The 25,023-nt window shown below is 55.0% G+C and carries 22 protein-coding genes; 15 read left to right on the top strand and 7 right to left on the bottom strand.

The window, feature by feature from the left end:
- Positions 1 to 27: 27 nt before the first annotated feature.
- From kdpA to kdpC, 3 genes are all read left to right on the top strand, one after another.
- A complete protein-coding gene (gene kdpA, locus V5G20_RS25540) occupies positions 28 to 1,701 on the top strand; it encodes a potassium-transporting ATPase subunit KdpA (protein ID WP_338462718.1) in 1,674 nt (557 codons plus the stop codon).
- Between the two features lie 87 nt (positions 1,702 to 1,788).
- Positions 1,789 to 3,828, top strand: a complete 2,040-nt coding sequence (gene kdpB / locus V5G20_RS25535) for a potassium-transporting ATPase subunit KdpB (protein ID WP_338462716.1) — start codon at positions 1,789 to 1,791, stop codon at positions 3,826 to 3,828.
- Between the two features lie 42 nt (positions 3,829 to 3,870).
- Positions 3,871 to 4,428, top strand: a complete 558-nt coding sequence (gene kdpC / locus V5G20_RS25530) for a potassium-transporting ATPase subunit KdpC (RefSeq protein ID WP_172920763.1) — start codon at positions 3,871 to 3,873, stop codon at positions 4,426 to 4,428.
- A gap of 161 nt (positions 4,429 to 4,589) precedes the next feature.
- Here the strand turns inward: kdpC and V5G20_RS25525 are convergent, their stop codons facing one another.
- Positions 4,590 to 4,712, bottom strand: a complete 123-nt coding sequence (locus V5G20_RS25525) for a hypothetical protein (RefSeq protein ID WP_255320310.1) — start codon at positions 4,710 to 4,712, stop codon at positions 4,590 to 4,592.
- A gap of 71 nt (positions 4,713 to 4,783) precedes the next feature.
- Between V5G20_RS25525 and V5G20_RS25520 the strand changes: the two genes are divergently transcribed.
- The 5 genes from V5G20_RS25520 (at position 4,784) to V5G20_RS25500 (ending at position 11,413) form a co-directional block, all read left to right on the top strand.
- Positions 4,784 to 5,740 carry a sporulation protein gene (locus V5G20_RS25520; protein WP_003389908.1) on the top strand — a complete coding sequence of 319 codons (957 nt, stop codon included), beginning with the start codon at positions 4,784 to 4,786 and terminating at the stop codon, positions 5,738 to 5,740.
- A gap of 172 nt (positions 5,741 to 5,912) precedes the next feature.
- Entirely contained in the window at positions 5,913 to 6,575 is a 663-nt protein-coding gene (ytaF, locus tag V5G20_RS25515) for a sporulation membrane protein YtaF (RefSeq protein WP_003389907.1), read from the top strand.
- A gap of 115 nt (positions 6,576 to 6,690) precedes the next feature.
- Positions 6,691 to 9,501, top strand: coding sequence for a calcium-translocating P-type ATPase, SERCA-type (locus V5G20_RS25510; protein WP_194247071.1), 2,811 nt, complete (start codon positions 6,691 to 6,693; stop codon positions 9,499 to 9,501).
- 45 nt (positions 9,502 to 9,546) lie between these two features.
- Positions 9,547 to 10,251: a sporulation protein YunB gene (yunB, locus tag V5G20_RS25505; RefSeq protein ID WP_024983318.1), complete on the top strand. Its 705-nt coding sequence runs from the start codon at positions 9,547 to 9,549 to the stop codon at positions 10,249 to 10,251.
- Between the two features lie 121 nt (positions 10,252 to 10,372).
- Positions 10,373 to 11,413 (top strand): copper amine oxidase N-terminal domain-containing protein, encoded by a 1,041-nt coding sequence (locus tag V5G20_RS25500; RefSeq protein ID WP_171505962.1) that lies wholly within the window; start codon positions 10,373 to 10,375, stop codon positions 11,411 to 11,413.
- A gap of 309 nt (positions 11,414 to 11,722) precedes the next feature.
- Here the strand turns inward: V5G20_RS25500 and V5G20_RS25495 are convergent, their stop codons facing one another.
- Together V5G20_RS25495 and V5G20_RS25490 are read right to left on the bottom strand one after the other, a co-directional pair.
- Positions 11,723 to 12,247: a GNAT family N-acetyltransferase gene (locus V5G20_RS25495; protein ID WP_152562223.1), complete on the bottom strand. Its 525-nt coding sequence runs from the start codon at positions 12,245 to 12,247 to the stop codon at positions 11,723 to 11,725.
- Positions 12,248 to 12,317: 70 nt separating this feature from the next.
- The gene (locus V5G20_RS25490; protein ID WP_327970002.1) at positions 12,318 to 13,487 is read right to left on the bottom strand and encodes an MFS transporter; all 1,170 of its coding nucleotides are present in this window, start codon (positions 13,485 to 13,487) and stop codon (positions 12,318 to 12,320) included.
- 274 nt (positions 13,488 to 13,761) lie between these two features.
- Here V5G20_RS25490 and V5G20_RS25485 point away from each other — a divergent pair, with 274 nt between their 5' ends.
- The 5 genes from V5G20_RS25485 to V5G20_RS25465 all read left to right on the top strand — a co-directional run bounded on the left by V5G20_RS25485 (position 13,762) and on the right by V5G20_RS25465 (position 18,062).
- The gene (locus V5G20_RS25485) at positions 13,762 to 14,853 is read left to right on the top strand and encodes a PAS domain-containing sensor histidine kinase (RefSeq protein WP_171505965.1); all 1,092 of its coding nucleotides are present in this window, start codon (positions 13,762 to 13,764) and stop codon (positions 14,851 to 14,853) included.
- On the top strand, positions 14,828 to 15,484 hold the full coding sequence (locus tag V5G20_RS25480; RefSeq protein ID WP_338462709.1) for a response regulator transcription factor: 657 nt from the start codon (positions 14,828 to 14,830) through the stop codon (positions 15,482 to 15,484). The genes V5G20_RS25485 and V5G20_RS25480 overlap by 26 nt, the downstream gene beginning before the upstream one ends.
- A 241-nt stretch (positions 15,485 to 15,725) precedes the next feature.
- Entirely contained in the window at positions 15,726 to 15,887 is a 162-nt protein-coding gene (locus tag V5G20_RS25475) for a hypothetical protein (RefSeq protein WP_003389898.1), read from the top strand.
- A 33-nt stretch (positions 15,888 to 15,920) separates the two neighbouring features.
- Positions 15,921 to 16,388 (top strand): cytochrome c oxidase subunit II, encoded by a 468-nt coding sequence (locus tag V5G20_RS25470; protein WP_003389897.1) that lies wholly within the window; start codon positions 15,921 to 15,923, stop codon positions 16,386 to 16,388.
- Positions 16,389 to 16,403: 15 nt separating this feature from the next.
- A complete protein-coding gene (locus V5G20_RS25465; RefSeq protein WP_003389896.1) occupies positions 16,404 to 18,062 on the top strand; it encodes a b(o/a)3-type cytochrome-c oxidase subunit 1 in 1,659 nt (552 codons plus the stop codon).
- Positions 18,063 to 18,330: 268 nt separating this feature from the next.
- Here the strand turns inward: V5G20_RS25465 and V5G20_RS25460 are convergent, their stop codons facing one another.
- On the bottom strand, positions 18,331 to 19,077 hold the full coding sequence (locus V5G20_RS25460; protein ID WP_122958074.1) for an SDR family NAD(P)-dependent oxidoreductase: 747 nt from the start codon (positions 19,075 to 19,077) through the stop codon (positions 18,331 to 18,333).
- A 190-nt stretch (positions 19,078 to 19,267) separates the two neighbouring features.
- On the opposite strand from V5G20_RS25460, the gene V5G20_RS25455 reads away from it, so the two are divergent.
- Positions 19,268 to 19,900: a nitroreductase family protein gene (locus V5G20_RS25455; protein ID WP_024983324.1), complete on the top strand. Its 633-nt coding sequence runs from the start codon at positions 19,268 to 19,270 to the stop codon at positions 19,898 to 19,900.
- Between the two features lie 81 nt (positions 19,901 to 19,981).
- On the opposite strand, the gene V5G20_RS25450 is transcribed toward V5G20_RS25455, so the two are convergent.
- From V5G20_RS25450 to V5G20_RS25440, 3 genes are read right to left on the bottom strand one after another with little or no spacing between them, the layout of a single operon-like run.
- Positions 19,982 to 21,397 carry a HAMP domain-containing sensor histidine kinase gene (locus V5G20_RS25450; RefSeq protein ID WP_338462705.1) on the bottom strand — a complete coding sequence of 472 codons (1,416 nt, stop codon included), beginning with the start codon at positions 21,395 to 21,397 and terminating at the stop codon, positions 19,982 to 19,984.
- Positions 21,384 to 22,094: a response regulator transcription factor gene (locus V5G20_RS25445; protein ID WP_003389892.1), complete on the bottom strand. Its 711-nt coding sequence runs from the start codon at positions 22,092 to 22,094 to the stop codon at positions 21,384 to 21,386. Before V5G20_RS25445 ends, V5G20_RS25450 begins: the two co-directional genes overlap by 14 nt.
- Positions 22,095 to 22,129: 35 nt before the next feature.
- Positions 22,130 to 23,497: a hypothetical protein gene (locus V5G20_RS25440; RefSeq protein WP_031932602.1), complete on the bottom strand. Its 1,368-nt coding sequence runs from the start codon at positions 23,495 to 23,497 to the stop codon at positions 22,130 to 22,132.
- 327 nt (positions 23,498 to 23,824) lie between these two features.
- Between V5G20_RS25440 and V5G20_RS25435 the strand changes: the two genes are divergently transcribed.
- Positions 23,825 to 24,784 (top strand): hypothetical protein, encoded by a 960-nt coding sequence (locus tag V5G20_RS25435; RefSeq protein ID WP_024983327.1) that lies wholly within the window; start codon positions 23,825 to 23,827, stop codon positions 24,782 to 24,784.
- The last annotated feature ends 239 nt before the right edge of the window (positions 24,785 to 25,023 follow it).

The raw sequence follows: 25,023 nt of genomic DNA, 5'->3' as shown, positions 1-25,023 counted from the left end.
TTTGAAACATGTGAGGAGGAGCTTATTGTGGACTTCGTCCAAATTTCGTTGTTTTTGGCCTTGCTGCTTGCGGCCGCCATCCCGATGGGCCGTTATCTGGAGAGGGCCTTTGCCCTTGAGAGGACCAGGATGGACAAAGTGTTCGGCGGCGTAGAGCAGGCCCTCTATAAGGTGTCCGGCATTCGGACAGGGGACATGAACTGGAAGCAGTATGTTGTGGCTCTGCTGGCCAGCAACCTGGCGATGGCCGCCATCTGCTATCTGATTTTGCGGCTGCAGGGGATTTTGCCGGGCAATCCGGCGGGCATCGGCGCGATGGAACCGCTGCTGGCATTCAATACCGTCACATCCTTTCTGACCAATACGAACCTGCAGCATTACAGCGGCGAGACAGGACTTTCCTATCTGTCGCAAATGGCTGTCATTATGTACCTGATGTTTACTACGCCAGCGACGGGAATCGCCGCCGTGATGGCATTCATGCGGGGAGTGACCGGCCAAAAAAGCCTCGGCAACTTTTACGTCGACCTGGTGCGTGCCCATACACGGCTGCTGATCCCGCTGGCTGTCGTCGTCACGCTGGTACTGGTCAGCCAGGGAGTACCGCAGACGCTGGAGCCGGCGGCGACCGCCCATACGCTCGAAGGCGTGGAACAGCAGATCGCGCGAGGGCCTGTAGCTTCCCTGGTTGCGATCAAGCATCTGGGAACGAACGGAGGCGGCTTTTTCGGCGTCAACTCGTCCCATCCGTTTGAAAACCCGACGCCGTTTACCAATGTGCTGGAAATGCTCTCGATGTTTGTCATCCCGGCCGCGCTGCCGATTGCGTTTGGGCACATGGCGAAAAGCAGCAAGCAGGGGTGGATTTTGTTTGCCGCTATGGGGCTGATGTTCCTTGCCTTTTTAACCATGGCGTACATCAGTGAAACGAACGGCAACCCGGCTCTGGCAAAAGCGGGCCTCTCTCAGGAGATGGGCAGCATGGAAGGAAAGGAAGTGCGCTTCGGCATCGTGCAAAGCGCCCTGTTTACCGCAGTGACCACAGCCGCCACGACCGGCACGGTCAACAACATGCACGACACCCTGACGCCGCTGGGCGGCCTGGTTCCGCTCGCGCAGATGATGCTCAACTGCGTCTTTGGCGGCGACGGAGTCGGCATGGTCAACATCCTGATGTACGCCTTGCTGGCGGTGTTTCTGGCCGGGCTGATGGTCGGGAGGACGCCCGAGTTTCTGGGCCGCAAGATCGAGGCAAAGGAGATGAAGCTGATCGCGCTCACGCTTCTCGTCCACCCGTTGATCATTTTGGCGCCGTCCGCCGTGGCTCTTGCCACCGGGATGGGCAGCACCGCCATCTCCAATCCCGGCTTTCACGGCATTTCGCAGGTCGTCTACGAATTCACGTCCTCGGCTGCCAACAACGGCTCGGGCTTTGAAGGGCTGGGGGACAACACGCCGTTTTGGAATATTTCGACCGGCTTGGTCATGCTGTTTGGGCGGTACATCTCCATCATCACGATGGTTGCGGTAGCCGGGTCGCTGCTCAGAAAAACGCCGGTGCCGGTGACCTTGGGCACGCTACAGACCGACAGCAGCGTCTTTTTGCTTATTCTCTTGGCGACAGTCCTGATCGTCGGGGCGCTGACCTTTTTCCCGGTCGTTGCGCTGGGTCCAGTGGCCGAGTGGCTGACGATCCGATAGACACGTGTATGTAATTGATATGGCTGACCTTGGATTATTGCCGACCCGGAGTATAAACAAAGCGGCTCCGGGGGAAGGAGACTTTCGATGAGTACACAGCGCAAAACCGCGCTTTCCCATGATTTGTACAAACGGGCTCTGCTGGATTCATTCCGGAAGCTGGACCCGCGCGTGATGTGCAAAAATCCGGTGATGTTCGTCGTCGAAGCAGGATTTTTGATCACGCTGCTCTTGGCTTTTTTTCCGACCTCTTTTGGCGGCCAGTCCGATCCGGGCTACAATGCGGCCGTCAGCTTGATCCTGCTGTTCACGATCCTCTTTGCCAACTTTGCCGAGGCGCTCGCCGAAGGCCGGGGCAGGGCGCAGGCGGACAGCCTGAAAAAAACGAAACAGGATGCGGTGGGCCGGCTCGTCCAAAAGGATGGAAGCGTCAAAGCGATCCCGGCCACCAAGCTGCGAAAGGGCGATCTCGTCATCGTCGAGGCGGGCGAAATGATCCCGGGCGACGGCGAAATTGTCGAAGGCGTCGCGTCGGTGGATGAATCGGCGATCACCGGAGAGTCCGCCCCCGTGATCAAGGAGGCGGGCGGGGATTTCAACTCGGTCACCGGCGGAACGCGGGTCGTCAGCGACACGATCAAGGTGCGGATCACTGCCGATCCGGGCGAATCGTTCCTGGATCGCATGATCAGTCTCGTAGAAGGGGCCAAGCGGCAAAAAACGCCGAACGAAATCGCATTGAGCACGCTCCTCGTCACGCTGACGCTGATTTTTCTGATCGTCTGCACGACGCTTTTGCCGATCGCCGGTTACGTGAATGCAGCTATCCCCATGGCGACGCTGATCGCGCTGCTGGTCTGCCTGATTCCTACCACCATCGGGGGGCTTTTGTCAGCCATCGGCATCGCCGGCATGGATCGCGTCACGCAGTTCCATGTGATCGCCAAATCGGGGAAAGCGGTAGAGGCCGCAGGCGACATCAACACGATTATTTTGGACAAAACCGGAACGATTACGTTTGGGAACCGGATGGCCGCGGCCTTTTTCCCGGTCGGGAATGCGAGCGAGGAGGAATTGAGCCTGGCTGCGGCGCAAAGCTCCATCTTTGACGAGACGCCGGAGGGAAGGTCTATTATCGAACTGGCAAAGCGGCAGGGAGTTTCTTCGCCTGTTCTGGATATCCCTCGGGCAGTGGGAATCGAATTTCGGGCGGAGACGAGAATGAGCGGCACGCTGCTTCCGGACGGGCGTGAAATACGCAAAGGAGCTGTCGATGCGATCAAGGCGCATATCGCAGAAAAAGGCGGTCAGATTCCCGCGGAGCTGGAGGAGAAAATGCGGCTGATCGCCACAGAGGGCGGCACGCCTTTGGCTGTAGCCGTGGACGAACGCATCCTCGGGCTGATCTATCTCAAAGATACAGTCAAGCCGGGTATGCGGGAGCGCTTCGAGGAGCTGCGGCGGATGGGCATCCGCACCGTCATGTGCACGGGCGACAATCCGCTGACGGCGGCGACGATTGCCCGTGAGGCGGGGGTAGACGACTTCGTTGCGGAGGCGAAGCCGGAAGACAAGATTTCCTTGATCAAAAAAGAGCAGGCGCAAGGGAAGCTGGTCGCTATGACGGGAGACGGCACCAACGACGCTCCGGCGCTGGCCCAGGCGGACGTCGGGCTGGCGATGAACAGCGGTACCGTGGCGGCGAAGGAAGCAGCCAACATGGTGGATCTCGATTCCGATCCGACCAAAATCATCGAGGTGGTAGCGATTGGCAAGCAGCTTTTGATGACCCGCGGAGCATTGACGACGTTCAGCATCGCCAACGACGTCGCCAAGTATTTCGCGATCATCCCGGCGATGTTCATGCTGGCAATTCCGCAGATGTCGGCGCTCAACATCATGCAGCTGGCTACACCGCAAAGCGCCATACTGTCCGCGCTGATCTTCAATGCCGTCATCATCCCGATCCTGATTCCGCTGGCGATGAAAGGGGTCAAATACGTCCCGATGAGCGCAAGCAGGCTGCTTGGCCGCAATCTTGCCTTATACGGATTGGGCGGAATCGCCGCTCCGTTTGTCGGCATCAAGCTGATCGACTTGGCGCTGGTCTCGCTGAGCCTGGTCTAAATCGTCACGACACCCATAATGGAAAGGAATAGGTGAATGTCCATGCTGCAAAATGTTCGTCTCAGTGTCGTTCTGCTTTTGATCTGCGGGCTTGCCTACCCGCTGGCGATGACCGGCATCTCCAAGCTGGCGATGCCCGCCAAGGCGAGCGGCAGCCTGATCGTGGATGACAAGGGAAACGTGATCGGTTCAGAGCTGATCGGCCAAGCGTTTACAGACCCGAAGTATTTTGCGGGACGCATTTCTTCTATTGAATATAATGCGGCAAGCTCCGGCTCCAACAACTACGCCCCGTCCAATCCGGCTTTGGCCGGGCGGACGACAAAGGACATAGAGGCTTTTCTGAAGGCCAATCCGACAGTCAAGCGGGAAGAGATCCCCGCCGATCTCTTGACCAACTCCGGCTCCGGGCTGGACCCGCACATTTCCCCCGAGGCGGCTCGCGTACAGGCAGAGCGCATCGCAAAAGCGAGGAATCTCGATCAGGCTAGGCTGAACGCCTTGATTGACGAGTATACCGAGGAGCGGAGTCTGGGTGTCTTTGGACAGCCCCGGGTGAATGTACTCAAGCTGAATATTGCGCTCGACCGGATGAAGTAGAGGGCAGGCCAAAGGAGCTGGCAGACCAAAATGAACTGGCAGATAAAAATGAGTGGCAGGCCAAAATGAGCCGGCAGGAAAAAAGGAGCGGGAAAGACCGTGAAGTCTGCTTCTTTTTTCCTTCAGGAAAGCAGGCTTGCCAGTGACTTGCCGCAAGTCAGCTACCGTGTGCATTCCCGGAAGCTGACCCGGAAAGGAGCGCCAATTAAACGATCGATTAACAAGGCGGTAAGAGGCAGGCGGCGTTCCTCCATGATCGTTTCGTGAACAATTGCCGGTGCCACTCGCGCAGCCACCCAGCTTTTGCTACACTGGATATATTAGCGTTCGTTTATTTGATAAGGAGGAACCCGTCATGTTCAAAAAGTTGATGGCCAAATTCGGCGTAGGCGCAGCAACCGTGGATCTTCGGCTGGATCAGCCGGCTTATCGCCTGGGTGAAACCGTGACCGGACACATTCATATCGAAGGCGGGAACGTGGAGCAGCGGATTACAGAGCTGAGCGTTCTTTTGATGATGAACGCCCGGGTCAAAGGGCAAATCGTAACCCGTCAGGTGCATTCCGTCCAGGTTGCCCACAGCTTTAAGGTACTGCCAAAGCCTTACACAGTGGACATCCCCGTTTCCTTTGAGCTTCCGCAGGGGCTGGCGATCTCGTCGCCGTCTATCCAGTACGGCTTGCAGACAAAGCTGGACGTGGAAATGGCGCTTGATCCGACTGACATGGATCGGGTGGAGGTGCTGCCGCCGGAGCCGGTGGAGCGGGTACTGAACGCCCTGAACCGGCTGGACCTGCGGCAAAAGCCGGACTCCGGCGGTCTGACTCCTTATGGACAAGAGTTTTCGTTCTTTACAGGGCAGTCGCTGGGGATACCGCTGCGCGAGCTGGATGTCGTCTTTTTCTCCACGCCTGGCGAAATGCGGCTGCTGCTCGAGCTCGACTTGACCGTGCCGGGCATGCTGATGGGACGCCAGAAGGAGTACAAGGCAGAGCTCATCGTGCCGCAGGAGCTGCTTGCCGCAGAGAAGGAAGAGGAGCTGTCCCGCTTTTTGCTGGAAAAACTGCGCGAGTACGCGGAAAATCCGCAAGCCATCCCGTATGTTTCCATGGCTTCCTATGGGCAAATGCATGGAGGTCGTTCCGGCATGGGCGGCATGATCGGCGGAATGGCTGCGGGCCTCCTGGGAGGAATGCTCTTGGGCGAGCTCATGTCGGATGCGGGTGAGCTTGCCTTCGGGGAGTCGGGCGAAGAGTCCGGCGGCGATGAAGGCGGAGACGATTTTGACTTTGGCGGCTTTGATGATCTGTAAACACGCAAGTTTTTGGCCCGGGGCATACCCTCCGGGCTTTTCTTTTTGCTTGAAACATATCGTGTTTACAGATGAGCGAAAGCTGCGGGAAAACGCCCCTGGTCAAAAAGGGCACATCGGATAAGCGCGGAGCGTATTCTAAAGGGCAACGGGAAAGAGAGGTGATGGCATCATGAGCGGCTGGCTCTCGCTTCTTCTTGTGTCCCTGGCGATTAGCATGGATAGCGTCACCGTTGGATTGACATACGGTCTTCGGAATATGCGGATTCCTCTGATATCCCTTGCCGTCGTCGCCGGTTGTTCCTTTGCCGTGGTGTATACGGTAATGGCAGTAGGTTCGACGCTTGTATTCTGGCTGTCACCGGAGTGGGGCAAACAAATCGGAGCGGCTGTACTGATCGGGATGGGCTCATTTACCTTGTGGCGGCTGGTCTCTGCCCGTTCAGCCAAAAAGGACCAGACAAGTGCAGGCGAGTCTGAACAAAGCGGCGATCCGGCGCTCGTATCCCAATTCCGCATTTTTGGGCTGATCATCCAGATCCTCAGAGACCCCTCTTATGCGGATGCCGACAAATCGGGGCATATTACGGGCAGGGAAGCGGTTTTGCTGGGATTGGCGCTGTCGCTGGACGCTTTTGGCGCGGGGATCAGTTTGACATTCTTAGGCTATTCTCCCCTGACGGTAGCTGCATGTATCGCCGCGATGAGCGGTGGCCTGCTGTATCTTGGCGTGGTATTGGGGCAACAGGCCGGAAGGTGGAAGTGGCTGTCGCGGCTTACCTGGTTTCCCCCCATCCTGCTCATCTGTATCGGTTTGTTCAAAAGCTTCACGTGAGATCGTAAATCGACCCGTCCTTTCTGCAAGCAAGGACGGGTTGTTTGTGTGTTCCCCGGACAAGTGGGTTATTTTGGGGCCTGTCTGCATACATATGAGATGAAGTGTGAACGGGATGGAGGAGATTCAGGTGGACACAAGGCCCAATCAAAAATGGTACACGCTTGCGGCTGCTGATGTGACGAGAGCGCTGAACAGCGACGCCAGAGAAGGACTGTCCCAGAGTGAAGCGGAGCGCAGACTGGCCAAGATCGGCGCCAACCAGTTGGCCGCGAACAAGCGCAAGCCGCTGTTTACGGTCTTGCTTGACCAGTTTAAAGATTTCATGGTGCTGATTCTGTTCGTTGCCACGTTGATTTCTTATTTTCTCGGAGAGTATCTCGATGCCATCACGATTATCGCCATCATTTTCATTAACGGGGTGCTGGGCTTTATTCAGGAAGCCAAGGCAGAACGGTCCCTGCAGGCCTTAAAGGATTTGGCCTCCCCGATGGCCCGCGTGATGCGCGACGGCCAGCTTTTCCTGATCCCGGCATCCCGGCTCGTTCCCGGCGATCTGGTGCTGCTGGAAGCAGGGGATCGGGTCCCGGCTGACCTGCGTCTGTTTTCAGCCAATCGGCTAGAGATCGAGGAGTCGGCATTGACAGGGGAGTCTGTTCCGGTTTCCAAAACCGCGGGGGCGCTCTCGGCTGTGTCCGATGATGCGGTGCCGCTCGGAGACCAGAAAAACCTTGCATTCATGGGCACGATGGTGACCGGAGGGACCGGGCAAGGGCTGGTCGTCTCCACAGGAATGGATACCGAGATCGGAAAGATCGCCCATATGATGAATCAGGCGGAGATAGCCGAGACTCCTTTGCAGATCCGCTTGGAGCAAATGGGGAAAATCCTCGTAGTCGTCGCCGTTCTGCTCACGCTGGTCGTGATCGGAGCAGGGGTATGGCATGGTCATGAGCTGTTTACGATGTTTCTCGCCGGTGTGAGTTTGGCGGTCGCCGCAATCCCGGAAGGTTTGCCGGCCATCGTGACTGTTGCCTTGGCTTTGGGGGTACAGCGGATGATCAGGCGAAACGCAATCGTCCGCAAGCTGCCGTCCGTAGAAACGCTTGGATGTGCCTCAGTCATTTGCTCCGACAAGACAGGAACTTTGACGCAGAACAAAATGACTGTCACCCACATCTGGCATAGCAACACGACCTATCAGGTAACCGGCAGCGGCTACGAGCCGCATGGCGCCTTTCTTCTGCAGGGCAAGCAAATTGCTCCCGACCGCGATCAGGCGCTGGTTCAGTTGCTGCAGATCGCCCAGCGCTGCAACAACGCCCAGCTCTCCTGCGAAGAGGAGAAGGCGCGCAGACTGCTTGGCATGGGGAAAGCGGTGAAGCGGTGGCAGGTGGTGGGAGATCCTACGGAAGGCGCACTCAAGGTACTGGCGGCCAAGGGCCTCGGCTTCGATCCGGAGACAGGCAAAGGGCGTCAGGAGGGTGTTCGCGTAGACGAACTGCCTTTTGACTCCGACCGCAAAATGATGTCGGTCGTGGAGCAAAAAAGCGACGGAAGCTATGTCCTGTTGACCAAGGGGGCGGCGGAAGCGCTGCTTTCCAGATGCAGCCACATCATGTGGAACGGCCAGGTGCAGCCCCTGTCCGCCACGATGCGCCACCGGATTTTGGACCAGACAGAGGAAATGGCCGCCCAGGCTTTGCGGGTCCTGGGATTCGCCTACAAGCCGCTGCAAGGCTATCGCAGGGGTCAATCGGCCGAAATAAAGGAAACCGACCTGATCTTTGTCGGACTGGCGGGCATGATTGACCCGCCGCGCGAGGAAGTGCGCCCGGCGATCAATCTGTGTCATCAAGCAGGCATCAAGACGGTGATGATTACCGGCGACCATCGCATTACCGCTGAGGCGATTGCCCGCCAAATCGGGCTGATGCGCGGCTACGGAGAGATCATGGAGGGGCGCGAGCTGGATCGATTGACCGATGAAGAGCTGGCCGAACGGGCCGAGCGGGTCGCGGTTTATGCCCGGGTCTCGCCGGAGCACAAGCTTCGGATCGTCCGCGCCTTGCAAAGCAACGGGCATGTAGTGGCGATGACTGGCGACGGCGTAAACGACGCGCCTGCGATCAAAACGGCAGACATCGGGATTGCCATGGGGATTACCGGTACCGATGTGACCAAGGAAGCCGCCGATCTCGTTTTGCGTGATGACAATTTTGCCACGATCGTTGCTGCGGTCGAAGAGGGCCGCAACATTTACGACAACATCCGGAAATTTATTCGCTATTTGCTCGCCTCCAACGTGGGTGAGATTCTGGTCATGTTCTTCGCCATGATTTTGGGGATGCCGCTGCCCCTGGTGCCGATCCAGATTCTCTGGGTGAACCTGGTGACGGATGGGCTGCCGGCGATGGCGCTGGGGGTCGATCCGCCCGAGGCAGACACGATGTACCAGCGGCCGCGCAACAAGCACGAGAACATTTTCGCCAGGGGATTGGGATGGAAGATTGTCAGCCGCGGCTTTTTGATCGGCCTCATGACGCTTCTGGCCTTCTGGCTGACCTGGCGGGAGAACCCGGATGACCTCGTCCACGCGCAGACTGTCGCATTTGTCACACTCGTCATGGCCCAGTTGATCCACGTCTTTGACTGCCGCAGCCAGCACAGCGTTTTCCATCGCAATATTTTTGAAAACAAGTATCTTGTATGGGCCGTGCTTTCCTCGATCGTGCTCGTGCTTGGGGTCGTGTATCTGGATGCGCTGCAGCCGATTTTCAAAACGACCGATCTGTACTTCCGCGATTGGGCACTGATTATCGTAGCGGCCGGCATACCTACATTCGTCGCGGGTATGGGAGGTGTGCTGCGGCGCGGACGTCCGCGCCCAGCGAACAAATCGACTGCAGGGACAGTGCGTTCCTGATCCCTCTGCAAGGCAGATGTCAAAAAGCCGGGAGAGAGCGAAATCGTGGTTCGCTATAGAAAAGGAGGCTGGCGGCGGAGGGGGAGACGATTCTTCCTGACGCTTGTCGCGCTGCTTATCGCGTTTATGGTCCTGTTCGTGATCGTCGAGAAACGGATCGAACCGACCTTGCTGTTGATTGCGACCCAGAAAGCGGATCAGGTGGCGAAGCTCGCGATCACGGACGTGGTTACCAAGCGGCTGACCCAGCAGGGAGTGGACTTCAACGAAATTATCGTCATGGAAAAGGACAACGAGGGAAACGTCAAGGCGATGAATTTCAATTTTGAACAGTACGCCCGGATTGTGGGGGAAACGACCACCCGGATTCAAAACCGGATGAAGGAGTTCGAGGAGGAGAACGTCAAGATTACCGTCCCGCTTGGCCTGGCGACCAAAAGCGTGTTTCTCGAGCATTACGGTCCTGAAATCCCTGTCTCTTTTGTCCCGGTTGGTTCGGTAAAGACCAGGCTGGAGACGGGGATGAAGCAGGCCGGAATCAACATGGTGCTGGTCACGGTCTACATCCAGGTGGAGGTTACGCTCAGGATTGTCATCCCTTTTGCCACCGAGGAAAAAACGGTAGTGACCCAGATCCCGATCACGGAAGCGCTCGTCGTGGGCAAGGTGCCCGATTATCTGTACAACAATCCCGCCGGCAAGCCGGATGTGCCGTATCCGCGGGCTCCGCAGGGCGTGGCAAACCCTTAAATCAGGGGAGAAGCTTGAACTATAAACACTCCGTTTTCAAAAATCGTGAAACGTTTTTTTCTTTGCTGTCGTCCCAATAGCAGGACAACATCCAAACAAGAGATGAATGGGAGATGACAGCATGAAAAAAATGAAATCTGTTTCCATAACTTTGTTGGCAGCAGCAGTCCTCACGATGAATGGAGTCAGCGCATTCGCTACGTCTGAGCCCGTACGCGAACTGTCCGTACAGGTAAAAGGACAGGAAATTGGCAAGCTCGCCATTGACGATAAGCAGCAACAGACGATTCTGGTACCGCTTCGGGAAGTAGCGGAGTCGCTCGGATATGAAGTAAGCTGGAACAGCCAGACCAAAGCGGCTGAAGTGAAAAAGGGGGCCGTTTGGAGCTATGCCAAAGCTGGCGAGGACCGTTATCCCTTTGCCCGCATGTACAAATCGGTGGGAGCGACGCCAAAGCTGATTAACGGCAACACCTATGTGCCGGTCGCCTTTGTGGAGCAAATTTTGCAAACACCGGTGCAGGTGTCCGGAAACTCTGTCAGTGTTGCGGCAGAAGAGGAGCAGGATTATACAAAGAAGGCGGGAACGATCACCAGTATCCGCAACACGGACGGCAAAGTATCGATTTTGCTGAATGGCTATCAGCGGGGCATCCTGCTGCATGTAGCGGATGAAACGAAAATCGTCACAGCGGACGGCAAGGAAGCCAAGGCAGCAGACTTGAAGCTGGGCATGGAAATCGAGGTTGTCCACGAGAAATTCATGGCGATGAGCCTGCCGCCGCAAACGGCGGCGAAAGAGATCGTCATCAAGAACAGCATGCAGACCGAGGACGTTCTCGGAACATTCGGGTCTGTCGCCAGTGTCGAGGACAACAAGGATGGCGGAGTGCGAATCGCTGTCGAGGGCGAGCGTCTGACCGACAATTCGTTTGAAAAGATCCACCTGCTCGTAAACGACCAGACGAAGATTGTCACTACAGATGGCAACAAAGCGCTTGCGATCGCTGATCTGAAAAAGGATGCGAAAGTGTTTGCTTTCTACAGTCCAAAGCTGACCCGCAGCGCCATTCCGCAGGGCGTGGCAGAGAAAATCGTCGTGGAGCCGGCTGACAACCTGGTGACCGTGGAGCCGGCGGCAGCTGAGGAGCCGAAAAAATAAGAGTGAAAACAAAGAAGCGGTCCAGCTTGTCATGCTGGCCCGCTTTTCTTTTTGGGGCTGAGAGGGCTTCCCGGTACGGTTTTTGAGTCGGATCAGTTAGGCACTGAAACCCCGCCAGCTAGGCACGATCTTTGCTGAGGAGCATGCCGACAGTATTGCCGATAAATTCAAACACAAAGATAAACAGCTCCATGCATCCCACCCCATTTTTTCCATTTGATGGAGAATGCGGAGGCCGCAGAAAATAGTTTCGGAAAATGGTGCAAGAAGCAAGATCGGTGATTGCAACATCGATTTTTCATACAAGGGCTACAGGGCTAAAGCCATGTAGTCTTCGTCCGAATAAACGCCGTTTTGCTTTAGGGCATTCTTTTCCGTGCCGAATACTTGAAAGCCCAAGGAGAGGTAGAGATGGCGCGCAGCCTCATTGTCGCTGGCTACGGTCAGATTGATCTGTTCAAGACCGTCCAGCTCTTTTGCCTTCTCGATAATGGCTGAAATCAGCTTTTTGGCGATGCCCTTCCCGCGCTGGGCAGGGGTGGTGTAAACGCCTGCCAGAGAAGCCTTGTGCCGCAGTTTTACATACGTTTCCCGTTTGAGCGTGGCTACAGCGACCAAGGTATCGCCGACAAATGCGCCCATCGTGAACAAATCCAGGGTGGGGGTCAAGCGGGTTTTCCATGTGTCCAACAGGTTTTTGTCCTGGATCGTTTCTTCATAGGTGGTCGAGAAAGCTTCCGGATTTGCTTTCAAAGCCTCCAGGCGCAAGGCTATGAATCGTTCGGCATCTTCTGGTCCGAGTGTTCTGATCGTGATATTATGTAACTCGCTCATCGATCTTCCTTCTTTCGAAAAGAATTTGCTAAATTATAACACGCAAAATACAGAAAAACAGATTTCATTTTTATAGGTGATCAGGGGGCGCATTCCTCACCTGTTTGCCTACAAATCCCAGGCTCAACACTCCGGCCCCCAGCGCAAATCCTCCGCAAATCAGCGCCAGCGCAGTAAACCCCCATAGCTGATAAACCGGTCCGCCCAAATAAGAACCGAGCGTCATCCCGATGTACATGCCGGTAATGTTCCAGGACATGATTCTGCCCGTTTCGCCCGGATACTCATTGGACAAGCGCGATTGGTAGGACGGCACGAAGGCATACCCGACCAACGCCCACAGAAACAGGAGCGGATAAAGCCAATTTGACGAGGGAAGCGTACCGACCAGAGATAGAAAGGGGACGAGCACAAGCAGGCTGGCAGTAGAAACGGGACGCTCTCCAATCCAGTCGGCGAGCCTTCCGCCGCTCAAGCTCCCCAGCATCGCTCCGACTCCGTATGCCGTCAGCGATACGGCAAGCTGTGCGGACGTAAACTCGTTCTGCTGGGCAAGGGCCGTTCCCAAAAAGGTATACACCCCGTACATCGCCATCGACCACAATATGGTTACCACGACAGAGCGCAGGACATCGCAGAGAGGGCGGCGCTTTGTCTGGGGCATCAGAGTGTTTTTCCGCATCTTTGGCCATACGCGCCCATTCAGGAGTGCAAGCAGCAAGCTTCCTGCGGCTATACAGAGAAACGGCAAGCGCCAGCCTTCCCAGCCTGCAAGCAAAGTGCCGAGCGGCGTACCGACCCACAAGCCGGTGAGATTGCCGGAGACGACAACAGACAGCCATGCCGCCCGCCGGTTGGCAGGAGCGAGACCGCTGACAAAGGCGTAGACGGAAGGGGCGATAGCGGCCAGCGAAAGTCCGGCTGCCAACCGGCTGCCGAGCAGTAGCAGAAAGCTGTCGGCAAGCGCTGTCCCCAGATTGGCAAGCGCAAAACAGACTAATCCTGCCACCAATACATAGCTGCGCCTTTCCTGAAGCCTGTCAAATAATGTACCGGCCCAGGGAGAGCCGCATGCATACATGACCGCCATGACCGTCACCAGCCAGCCCGCGGCAGCCGGTGTCACACCAAATTCAGCGGATATAGCAGGCAGCAGCGGCGACATGATAAAGACATCGGTTCCGACCAAAAACAGAGTAGCGGCTCCAGTAAACAGCCAGATTGCTTGATTCCCTGACATGCATAGCTCCCCCGGTGTGCCAACGCACAGTTGTTTTTATCAGCTATATGGCGTGCAAGGAAGGAGGTGCCGGGTTGCTCATGTTTTCCCGCAAAGAAAGCCGCCCAGTTTTTGCTTAGGCAAGACAGTGGAGCGTCGCCCGGTGCATAAACCGTGCCTCCAGTCCCATTAACAGGTGGATGGAGGGCGGAGGTTAAGGGAATTCCCTGATACACTTTCCCCGGCCCACAGCCTACAATAGCAATATGGATGTTTGTCTGCGAGGAGGAACAAGGTGAACGCGTGGAAGGAAGAACGGGGTACGTCTCAAGAGACCGTCTCGCTGCTGCAGTCGATTTTTACGAACATCAGCGATGCTGTTCTCGTCGTCGATCACAGCGGGATGATCGTGACCGTCAATGCCGCTATGGAACGGATATCCGGATGGTCGCAGGACGAACTGGTCGGGAAAAAACATATATGCGAAGTATGTCTGGGCATGGCGACATGTCAGGAGGAGAGCACCTGTACAGACTGCTTTTTCAAACGCTCGCAAATGCCTTCCTTTGAGATGCGGCTCAGGACAAAAGAGGGCCGGGAATATCCCGTGGCTGCCAGTTCGACCAGACTTCCGGAAGGGGCGCCAGGCAAAATGGTGATGATCCTCCGCGACATGACTGATCAGCAGCGGGCGGAAAAAGAACGGTACCAGCATAAGTTGACCAATTTCGTCATCCAGGCTCAGGAGGAAGAGCGGAAACGCATCTCCCGGGAGCTTCACGATGGCGTAGGGCAGGCTTTGTACAGCATTCTTGTCGGCTTGAACGTCCTTGGACAGAGCAAGCTGAGCGGGGCGATGAAACGGCATGTCGCGGATGTCCAGCAAATGACCGCCAAAGCGATGGAAGAGGTAAAGCGGATGGCTCTGGAGCTGCGCCCCTCAGCCCTGGATGATCTCGGGCTTTTGCCGGCTCTGCGCTCCCTGATCAAACGGGTGGAAAAGAGCTTTGGCCTCACCGTGGATCTCCATGTGCAGGGTGCAAGGCGCCGCTACCAGGCAGCGATGGAAACAGCTCTCTACCGCATCGTCCAGGAGGCGATGACGAATACAGCCAAATACGCCCAGGCGGAAAAGCTGGGTATCGTCTTTGAAGACAGAGAAAAAGAAGTGGTGGTTACTATCGTGGACGACGGTGTCGGCTTTGACGTGGAAGCAGCCGAGCACAGAGGCTCCGGGCTGGGATTGTTCGGGATGAAGGAAAGGGCCCAACTGCTGGGAGGAAGCGTCGATGTCCGTTCTGCGATCGGGGAAGGCACCACTGTTATTGTTCGCATACCATTGCCAAAGGGGGAAGCAGAACATGGGGATACGCGTCCTGATCGCTGACGACCATGCCGTGGTCCGCTCCGGTCTGGGCATGCTGATCGACGCCCAGCCGGATTTGGAAGTCGTAGGCTATGCCGCAGACGGGAAAGAGGCTTTTGACAAGGCCTTGGAAATCAAGCTGGATGTGGTTTTGATGGATCTCAGCATGCCGCCGGGCGAAAACGGGCTTTCTGCCACGGGGAGATTGAAGGAGGCCGCTCCCGACATCCAGGTGCTCGTGTTGACCATGCATGACGACGAAGAGTACCTGTTCCGGGTGCTGCAGGCAGGGGCTGCGGGCTACATTTTAAAGAGCGCTCCCGATCTCGACCTGATCGCCGCCATCCGGACCGTGTCCAAAGGGATGGCGTACCTGTATCCGTCGGCGACCAAATCGCTGATCGAGGAATTTTTGCAAATGGTGAAAAACGGCGAGGAGCAGGCAAAATACGAGATTTTGACGGAGCGGGAAAAGGAAGTCCTGATCCTGATCGCCAAGGGCTTCAGCAACAAGGAAATTGCCGAGCAATTGACGGTTTCTGTCAAGACCGTGGAATCTCACAAGGCGCACATCATGGAGAAGCTTCATCTGCGTACCCGGCCTGATCTGGTCCGGTATGCGATCAAAAAGGGATGGCTTGATTTTGAATAGCAATGCAGAAGGGCAAGCGCAGATGCTTGCCCTTTTTTATGCTCTTTTCTGCCTCGCTTGCTCCGCGCCTTTCATCCGGTTTGGCTTATGTCCAAAATGTGTCAGGAATCGGGGAATATCGGGAGGTTCCCGGAGCATTTTAGGGGTTTTCCCTGAATTACACCGCAACTGGCCGGGGGGTAGAATGAAGGCGTAAAAAGGAATAACGCCGGTCACGGTTTCAGGAAAGGAGGAGTGAGCCGTGGAGACGAGAACAGATACGCAGCGCCAAAACGACAAGGCGAAAAAGACACAGCCGGAGTCGCAAAACCTGAAAGGGACATTTATCGCTGTATTGCTGGTGGGCGCAATCATACTCCTAAGCTGGTTTGGTGTGTTCGGACTATTCCTGGGTCGTGCATAGAAGAGCAAGTTCAATGAGAAGGGAGAGGAAACGATGCATCTGCACCGTTATGAAAAAATCTGGCTGTCTCTGGGAGCAGGGGGCCTCGCATTGTTCATCGTGCTGCTGTGCGTGAACGCCTTCGCGATGGGAATGGCTCCTCCGAGCAACATGGAAATGATTGACCCGGCCAAAGTGACAGAAACTCCTCCGTTCGACAACCCTGGCCTGAAAAAGCTGAGTGACAACGAGTACGATGCGTACATGACGGCGTTTGCTTTCGGCTTTGCGCCCAATAAAATGGAAGTTCCGGTCGGTTCCAAGGTGAATTTTCACGTCACCAGTCCGGATGTCGTCCACGGATTTCAAATACCGGGAACCAACGTCAACTTCATGGTAATGCCGGGCCATATCAACTCTGCATCCTACACCTTTGACAAACCGGGAGAATACCTGATCTTGTGCAACGAATACTGCGGCGCCGGCCACCAGGTGATGGCGACCACCATTATTGTGAAATAGAGGCAGGTGAATAACATGAATCATACAACAATCGGGCAGGCGCAAGTCGACCGTCCTACGGCTCGTCTCAGTCTCGCTTACGTTTGGGTCGCATACGCGGCGTTTGGCTTGGCTGCACTGGCCGGGATGCTGCAAGGAATGGTGCGGGGCGGACTTGTCGAACTGCCCAGTTGGACGAATTACTATCAGATTTTGACCGCGCACGGAGTGTTAATGGCACTTATTTTTACGACGTATTTCATCATCGGATTCCTCTTGTCCGGGGTAGCCAAAACGACGGGAGGCTCTCTGCACGGAACTGCCCGCGGGCTCGGCTGGACAGGATGGGTGCTGATGACGGTCGGGACGGCAATGGCTGTCGTGACGATTGTTACGAACGACGCTTCCGTTCTCTACACCTTTTACGCGCCGCTGAAGGCGTCGCCGTACTTCTACATCGGCGCTGCGCTCCTGGTTGTCGGGAGCTGGTTTGGCGGGTTTGCGATTTTTAGCAGCTACCGCAAATGGAGACGGGAAAACAGAGGCAAGCTGTCTCCGCTGTTCGTCTACATGTCGGTCACGACTTTTGTTCTGTGGTTGATCGCAACCGTTCCGGTTGCTGTCGAAGTTCTGTTCCAGCTTATTCCCTGGTCTTTGGGCTGGACACCGAGCATTAACGTCATGCTCAGCCGTACCTTGTTCTGGTTCTTCGGCCATCCGCTGGTGTACTTCTGGCTGATGCCTGCGTATATCGCCTGGTACGTCTGCGTTCCGCGCGTCATCGGCGGCCATGTATTCAGCGATTCGCTCGCTCGGCTTGCTTTTATCTCGCTGCTTCTGTTCTCCATGCCGGTCGGATTCCACCATCAGCTGATGGAGCCGGGTATTTCCGCAGGCTGGAAAATGATACACGTCATTTTGACGCTGATCGTTGTCGTACCGTCGCTGATGACTGCCTTCTCCATGTTCGCCACCTTTGAAACAACGGGGCGGAAAAAGGGAGGAGTGGGACTGTTCGGCTGGTTTAAAAAGCTGCCGTGGTCCGATGTCCGTTTCTTCGCGCCATTCGTCGGCATGCTCTTCTTCATCCCGGCAGGTGCCGGCGGGATCATCAACGCCAGCAACCAGATGAACGCGGTCGTACACAATACGATCTTTGTCACCGGCCATTTCCACATTACAGTAGGTGCCGCTGTCGCTCTGACCTTCTTCGGTGTCAGCTACTGGCTTATCCCTGTGCTGACCGGGCGGACATTGACCCGTACAGCCAACCGCATGGGGATGGTGCAAACCGTATTCTGGTCGGTGGGAATGTTCCTGATGTCGTTTGCGATGCACTATTTGGGCCTGCAAGGAACGCCTCGCCGGACGGATTATACCACCTACATGGATCATCCGCTGGCGCTCGGCTGGATGGATTACCAACGCGTCATGGCGTTTGGCGGCGGGCTGCTGTTCGTAGCGGCTGTACTGCTGATCCTGATCCTGGGCTACCTGACCTTCTATGCCCCGAAAGGAAAGACCGAATACCCGATCGCGGAAACAGAGGCGGAGCAGCATACGCCCCGGATTCTGGAACGCTGGCCGGTATGGGTGGGCGTACTGCTCTTCCTGATCGTGATGGCATACGGCATTCCGATCGCCGATCAGCTGACCCACAATCCGCCTGGTTCGCCACCAATTCGCACCTGGTAAACGTTGGGACAAATGTAAAAAGCAAAGGCAGAAGCAAATGCAGAAGCAAATGCAGAAGCAAAAGCAGAAGCAAATGCAGAAGCAAAAGCAGAAGCAAAAGCAGAAGCCACAACAAAAGCCACTCGGTTTTACGCCGAGTGGCTTTTCAATTTGAGTGAAGAAATTTTTGTCCATAGAATTTGTACATAGAAAGAAAAACCGCCTTCCTGCATATGGAGAAAGGCGGCTCAACGAAATAATCGAAAGCGAAGTTCGTTAGAGAGCGAAGTCAAGGCAGATAAATCATTTTCCGAGTCATGCCCCCGTCGAGGACGAGCTCGGTACCGGTGACAAAGTCGTTCTCGTCGTCGGTCAAAAACAGGCAGGCCCGGGCGACGTCTTCCGGACGTCCTACGCGGCCGGCGGGATGCTGCTCATGATCCTCCGGACGGAGCGCTTCTTCGTCGCCCGTTTCGATCCAGCCAGGGGAGATGGCGTTGACGCGAATACGGTCCGGACCGAGGGAAAGCGCCAGAGCGTGAGTCAGAGCAAGAATGCCGCCTTTGGAAGCGGCGTATGCCTCGGAGTGGGGCTCGGACATGTGGGCGCGCGTGGAGGAGAGGTTGACGATCGCGCCTCCGCCGGTTCTCCGCATCAACAGTGCGGCTTCCCGCGAGCAGAGAAAGACACTGCGGAGATTGGTATTGATCACTTGGTCCCATTCCTCTACGGACAGCTCATACGGAGACTTCCATGTGGATACCCCGGCGTTGTTAATCAGGATGTCCAAATGGCCCCAGCGCTCCGCGACTTCCTCCATCAGCCGAATAATATCGGCAGGAGAGCTAACATCCACTTGCTGAAAAAAGACGTTTCCTCCGGCATGGCTGATTTTTGCCGCAGCCCGTTCCCCCAATTCCCGGTTTTTTTCGGCAATGCAGACTCTTGCACCCCGGGCGGCATACATGGCGGCGACAGCATAGCCGATACCTTGTCCTGCACCGGTAACGACGACAACTTTTTCGGAAAACGGCATAACGGAACCCTCCTAATGAAGTAGATATAGCGGTGCATGAAATAGCAAGGATAGCTGAAAACTGAAAGCGAAGCGTACCTTCATACATACAACTGCAAGATATACAAAAATAGGCTGGAAATGCAGTATGTAACTATAGTAAAGTAAGTATTGACTTTGCTACTTGATGAAATAAAGGAGGATGTATATCATGCAAACAGACATGAAACTCACTGCTGAGCAAGCTATGGAAGCGCGTCACAGCGTCCGAAAGTACGATCCCAATGAAGCGATTCCGAGAGGAGTACTGAATGAAATCCTGCGGTTAGCAGCTACAGCTCCATCCTCCTGGAATCTGCAGCACTGGCGCTTTCTGGTAGTAACGGATCAGGCTCACAAGGAACGCCTGCTGCCGATCGCCCACGGTCAGGAACAAGTGGTGAAAGCTCATGCAGCGATTGTGATTTTGGCTGATCTGGAGGCCGACAAGTCGGCTCGCCCCGTTTACGATGGAGCTTTGGCTCAAGGCTACGTAAGCGAGCAGGTGCGCGACACGATGATCAGCCAAATCGAGAACGCATACCGAGACAACCCGCAGCTCGCCCGCGATGAAGCGATCCGCAACTCTTCCCTGGCAGCCATGCAGCTGATGCTGGCCGCCAAGGCAAAAGGCTACGACACTTGCCCGATGTGTGGATTCGACAGAGAGAAGCTGATCCAGGCTTTCAATATTCCTAGCCGCTACTTGCCTTCGATGATCATTACTTTGGGCAAGGCGAGCGCTCCTGCCCATCCTACGCAGCGATTCGGACTGGATGAATTGGTGATTGAAAACAGCTTTTAATACGGATGAAAGAAGGAAAACGCTCGCGTGGTCGGGCGTTTTTTGTTGGCTGAATTTGTTTGTTGGTTGGCCAAATATCGGCTATACGCTTTTCTCCTCAGGGGTGAGGCTTTGTGCCAGCGGCAGCTCGACCGTTACCGTCGTTCCTTTGCCCAAGGTGCTCGACACGGAAAATTGGCCGCCGTGCAGGTGAACGATCTCTTTGCAAATGGCAAGACCGAGACCGCTGCCTGATCGCTTGGATTGTCCCTTGAAAAACCTTTCCGTTATATGGGGCAAATCTTTCGGGGCGATGCCTTCCCCTGTGTCGCTGACCAGCACTTTTACATGCGTCTCATCCGTCTGACATGAAATCTGGATAGAGCCTCCGCGTAAAGTGAATTTGAAAGCATTGTCCAGCAGGTTTACGAAGATCTGCTTCATCCGATTGGGGTCCACCTGCACGGGAACAGGAGAGGGCGGGATATGGACGAAAAAGTCAATGCCCTCGTCCTGTGCCCGAAGGCCGAATTGAATCCGCACATCCTCTACAATATCGCGCAGATCGAGGCGCTCCGTCGATAATTTCAGTTCACCGGACTGAAACTTCGAGAAATCGAGCAGCTCTTCTACCAGACCAATCAACCGGTCCGTCTCCTTGGAGATGACCTGCAGCCCCAGCATCGTCTCTTCCTTGTCCTCCAGCCCTCCGGAAATCAACGTCTCGCCCCAGCCTTTGATCGAGGTAAGCGGCGTCCGCAGTTCATGGGAAACCGATGAGATAAAGTTGTTTTTCATCTGTTCATTCTTGCTTATCTCCGCTGCCATGTAGTTAAACGCCTCGGCTAAAGTACCGACTTCGTCATTAAATTGCTTTTTTGCCCGCGCGGAGAAATTTCCGGTCGCCATCTGTGTAGCCGCCCGGGTCAGCTCCTGAATCGGGCCGACGATGCGCTTGGCGATGATCAGGCTCAACGTGAAGGCGAATAATACCACGATCACCCCGACTCCCGCACCGTACATCGCAATCCGGTATACGGCAGCGTACAGCGGCTCGGCTGAAATCGAGTAGCGCAGGACACCTACCTGCTCTCCCATGTAGACAAGCGGATTGGATACCGCGATCACCCTCTCCCGCGTGTACGGAGACTTGCCGACATACAACCCCATGCCGGTTTGCAAGGCATTGAGCACATCTGGCGTTTCGATGACCTCTGCCGTCTGAAAGCCGTAAGAGTTGAGAATGACTTTTCCAGTCAGATCAAGGACTTCCACTTTGGCGGTTTCTTCTTTTGAGACGTTTTCCAATATATAGCGGGCTTTGTCTCTCAAGTGGTAGCTGTCCGCGTACTTGTTGATAAAGTTGGTGAAGGTCGTCGATCTCGTCACCAGAGTCTCTGTGGCCGTGCCGAAATAGTAGGTATGCACAGCCCAGTAGAACAGCCCCTCAAGGACGAGGACGATCAACAGCAGGATCAGGCCAAAATGAATGACGAGCCGCGCTCTAATTCCCCTCATCAGCGGTTTCCTTTCGCCATAAATAACCATAGCCCCAGACCGTCTCGACGTATGCGGGATGGGCCGGATCGTCTTCGATTTTTTGCCGGATTCGACGGATGTTCACGTCCACTACCTTTAGATCGCCGATATAGAACTGTCCCCACACTTCGGTCAAAATGTCGTCGCGGCTAATTGCTTTGTTGGCGTTCTCTGCAAGCAGCTTGATGATGGCAAATTCTTTCGGCGTCAAATCGATTTCCTGTTTGTGCTTGATCAGCTTCCGCTCGTCGAGAAGCAGTTGGAAAGGAGGAATGTCGATAATGCGGGAATCTTCCTCCTGCACCTCGAGCGCAGTAAGCCTGCGGTGCAGGGCTTTTACCCGGGCGAGCAGCTCTGCCGGGCTGAATGGTTTGACGACGTAGTCATCTGCGCCAAACTCCAGCCCCATCACTTTGTCCAGCTCCTGGCTCTTCGCCGTCAGCATAATGATTCCCATGCGGGGAAACTTGCGGCGGAGCTGTCCGCACACTTCAAATCCGTCGATTCCCGGCAGCATGACGTCCAGGATGGCGATCTCGATATTCGGTTGGCTGTCCGCAATGGTCAACGCCTCTTCGCCAGAGGCGGCCTCGATGACGTCGCATCCCTCGCGCTTGAGATTGATGCGGACAAAATCGCGGATTGATTTTTCATCTTCTAACAGCAGTACTTTCATGTTCTCGTCTCCTTAGAAAACCGAACCGGCCGAGCTTAGAGCTGCATTTTCAACGGTCGGAACAACTGTCTGATTTCGTCCGAGGTCAGCAGCATGGCGTTGTATTCGCGCAAAGCGGCACTGCTCAGATTGTCAGGCTTTTGCGGCTGGATCGCCACGAGCACTTGCTTGCCCTGTTCTGACAATACCAGATACGGCGTCTGCTTGCCCTCAGAGGATTTTTCCATTTTCGCCCACTCCTGCTGAGGGATCGATTGGAAGGTGAGGAGGGTCGCTTTCTGCTCGCCGTTCTGACCGTAGTAGACCATGTGGGCCACGGTCGAATTGGAATCGGGATTTCGCTCAACCGTAAACTTGTCCTTCCATTTATCCGGGATGCGAAAATCGATGCCAAGCCTGGTGCTTTGGAAATGATCCTCCATATGCTTTAGGCCGCTTTTGCCATCCCACTGATAGTAGGAAGAGATCCAGGGGATTTCCGCCATGGCCATTTCGTCCGTGCCTGGCGGCTGTGTATGAATTCCTATTTCTATAATCCCGTCATCGTTAATATCTTCACTATATAGGCTGTATGGTTTAAAAGTCAGTTCCATTTCTTCCCGGGTGCCAGCCAATGGACGGAGCAATTGGCCATTTTCCAGGATCAACAGCTCGGTCATAGCGGAATGGGCTCCGAGGCCGGCTTCGATGAAAATGCCATTTTTTGTCGGGGACGCCTTGCCGATGACTGCCTGCTCGTAGCCGTTTACATTGCCGTCCAGTTGGATCTCCGTCCATTTGGACAGTTTCCCGTCCGTTGGGCCGTACACCTCTGCTTTGGATACCAGATTGTTGTTGTCGTGAACGACGAGGGCCAGCTCTTGCTCCTGATTGCCGGCAAGATCTCCTACCGCCATGACCGAATAAGGCTGCTTCAGCAGTTCCACGGGCTGATTTTCTTTTAGGGAATAGACGGAAAGCTCCTTGTTCAGGCCGTCTCCTCCGCCCCATCCGATCAGCATCTCGGGAATTCCGTCGCCGGTCATGTCAACGTAATCGACATAGTCCAATTCCCGGCCGATCCCGGTGAAAGAGGCAGTCTTTTTCCAGTTTCCGCCACTCTGTGACAAGACCAGGACGCCGATCTCGTAGTCGGTTTTTTCCGTCTTGTAAAAGGCGATCACCTCAGGCGAGCCGTTGCCTGTCAAGTCGTGAAGGGCGACAGCACTAGACTCTGCCGGGTTCAACGGCACGGTCAGCTGTGAGCCGGGGGGGAGAAACTGCATGACCGCCTGATTGATCGACTGCTGGTTGACGTCGGCCGCAGGCGCACGCATCAGTTCGTTGGGAGTATCGGTAAAGCCGCAGCCGCCGCCGGTCAGCGCGACAGACAAGACAGCCAAATACAGCCAGATTTTTTTCATCTGTCTTTTCGTTCCTTTCTGTTGGTGCTCAAATAGACGCATGATTTCATTCCCACTCTATTGTAGCTTGCCCGAGAGGTGAATTTGTTGCAAACCGGTAAAAAAAACAGACCCGCTTAAAAAAAGAATGGGCATGGAGAAACCTGCCTGCAACAATTTAGGAGGTTATACCGTTTATGATTACAGAGAAATGAAACCCATCCATTGCGAAATATGGCGGATAAGTGGATGGGACATACATGAAAAGAGGCATGACTCTGGACCTGTGCTAATGATAACAGGAGAAAAAGAGCAGGAAAGCCTGGGTACTAAGGGAGGAAGAAAGAAATGAAAGCATGGCAACGAGCGTTATGTACAGTTGTTTTGGGGGGAGCAGTCACATTGACCTCTACGTGGACGGGAGCACCCGTTCAGGCACAAGCAAGTCAGCAGACAGCAGTTCAGATCGTACGGATTGCGCCGGAGGAGTCGATCTTGTTCACGATCCAGTTCATTGACGGATTCCGCGCCAAAGTCGTGGACAACAAGACGAGAGCAACGACCTATATCGATATCAAGGAAAACAAAGACGAGTACCTGCGCAGAGGGATTTATAACAAGCAGGGGAAAGTGACGCAGCCGACTAACGGATTTTCCGACAAGCTGGCTGAGCTGGTTCCCTATGTGACCGAGAACGGGTCGATTCAATACGTGGGGCGTCAAAGAATGTGGGGACTGCACGGAAACGACCAGATCGCTCACGCTACAAGCATTTGGAAGCTGGAAAACCAGAAGCCGAAGCTTGTCGGCCTGACTGTAAGCCCGGGGGAATCAGACAACTTTCCGTCTCCTGATGTGTTCCTCAATACGGGAATCTCTCTGGATAAAGACATCACATTTGTACTCGACACCAAGTATGCCGATGTGAACGGTGACGGCATCAAAGACCATGTCATGCTGGTCGGACACAAAGAGGGAGCTGCGTTTGGCCTGCCGGTCGATGATCTGCGCATCGTCGTTCGCGAAGGAAGAAGGGGCCAGCATTTCTTTGCTTCCGTAGGCAAGCTGGATGCCGGATACCTGCCGAAGCTGAACATCGGCTATATCAACTCGGACAAAGTAAAAGACATCCTTGTGACCATTCCGACCAAAAATGGCCGCGTATACAGCGCCCTGACGTGGAAGTATACCAAGTTTGTACCTTTGATCGATCAAGCAGCGCTCAATAACCCGAAACAGTACAAGGTAACATTAGATGGCCAAGGAGTCGGGACTTCGGTTCAGAGCGTTCGGTCCGCAAAAAAATAAACATGTGAGCTTGCAAGAAAGCCGAAGATAGGAAACAGCTCCTGTCGAGCACTTTTTCATTGAATACTGACGGTTAAGGGCTGTCCCTTGTCTATCGCAGACGGGGACAGCTTTTTTTGTTTCCAGCAGAGGAGGAGCAAATAGATTCAGGCAGTTGTTAAATCGTAATGAATACGATTTATCTTGACAACTTTTGTTTGCGGGGTGTAGGATGATTGTTAAATCGTAATTGTTACGAT

It is taken from the genome of Brevibacillus borstelensis (assembly GCF_036700025.1).
Taxonomy (GTDB): Bacteria; Bacillota; Bacilli; order Brevibacillales; family Brevibacillaceae; genus Brevibacillus; species Brevibacillus borstelensis.
Note: the sequence above shows the minus strand (reverse complement) of the source record. Positions and strands in the feature narration are given on the sequence as shown.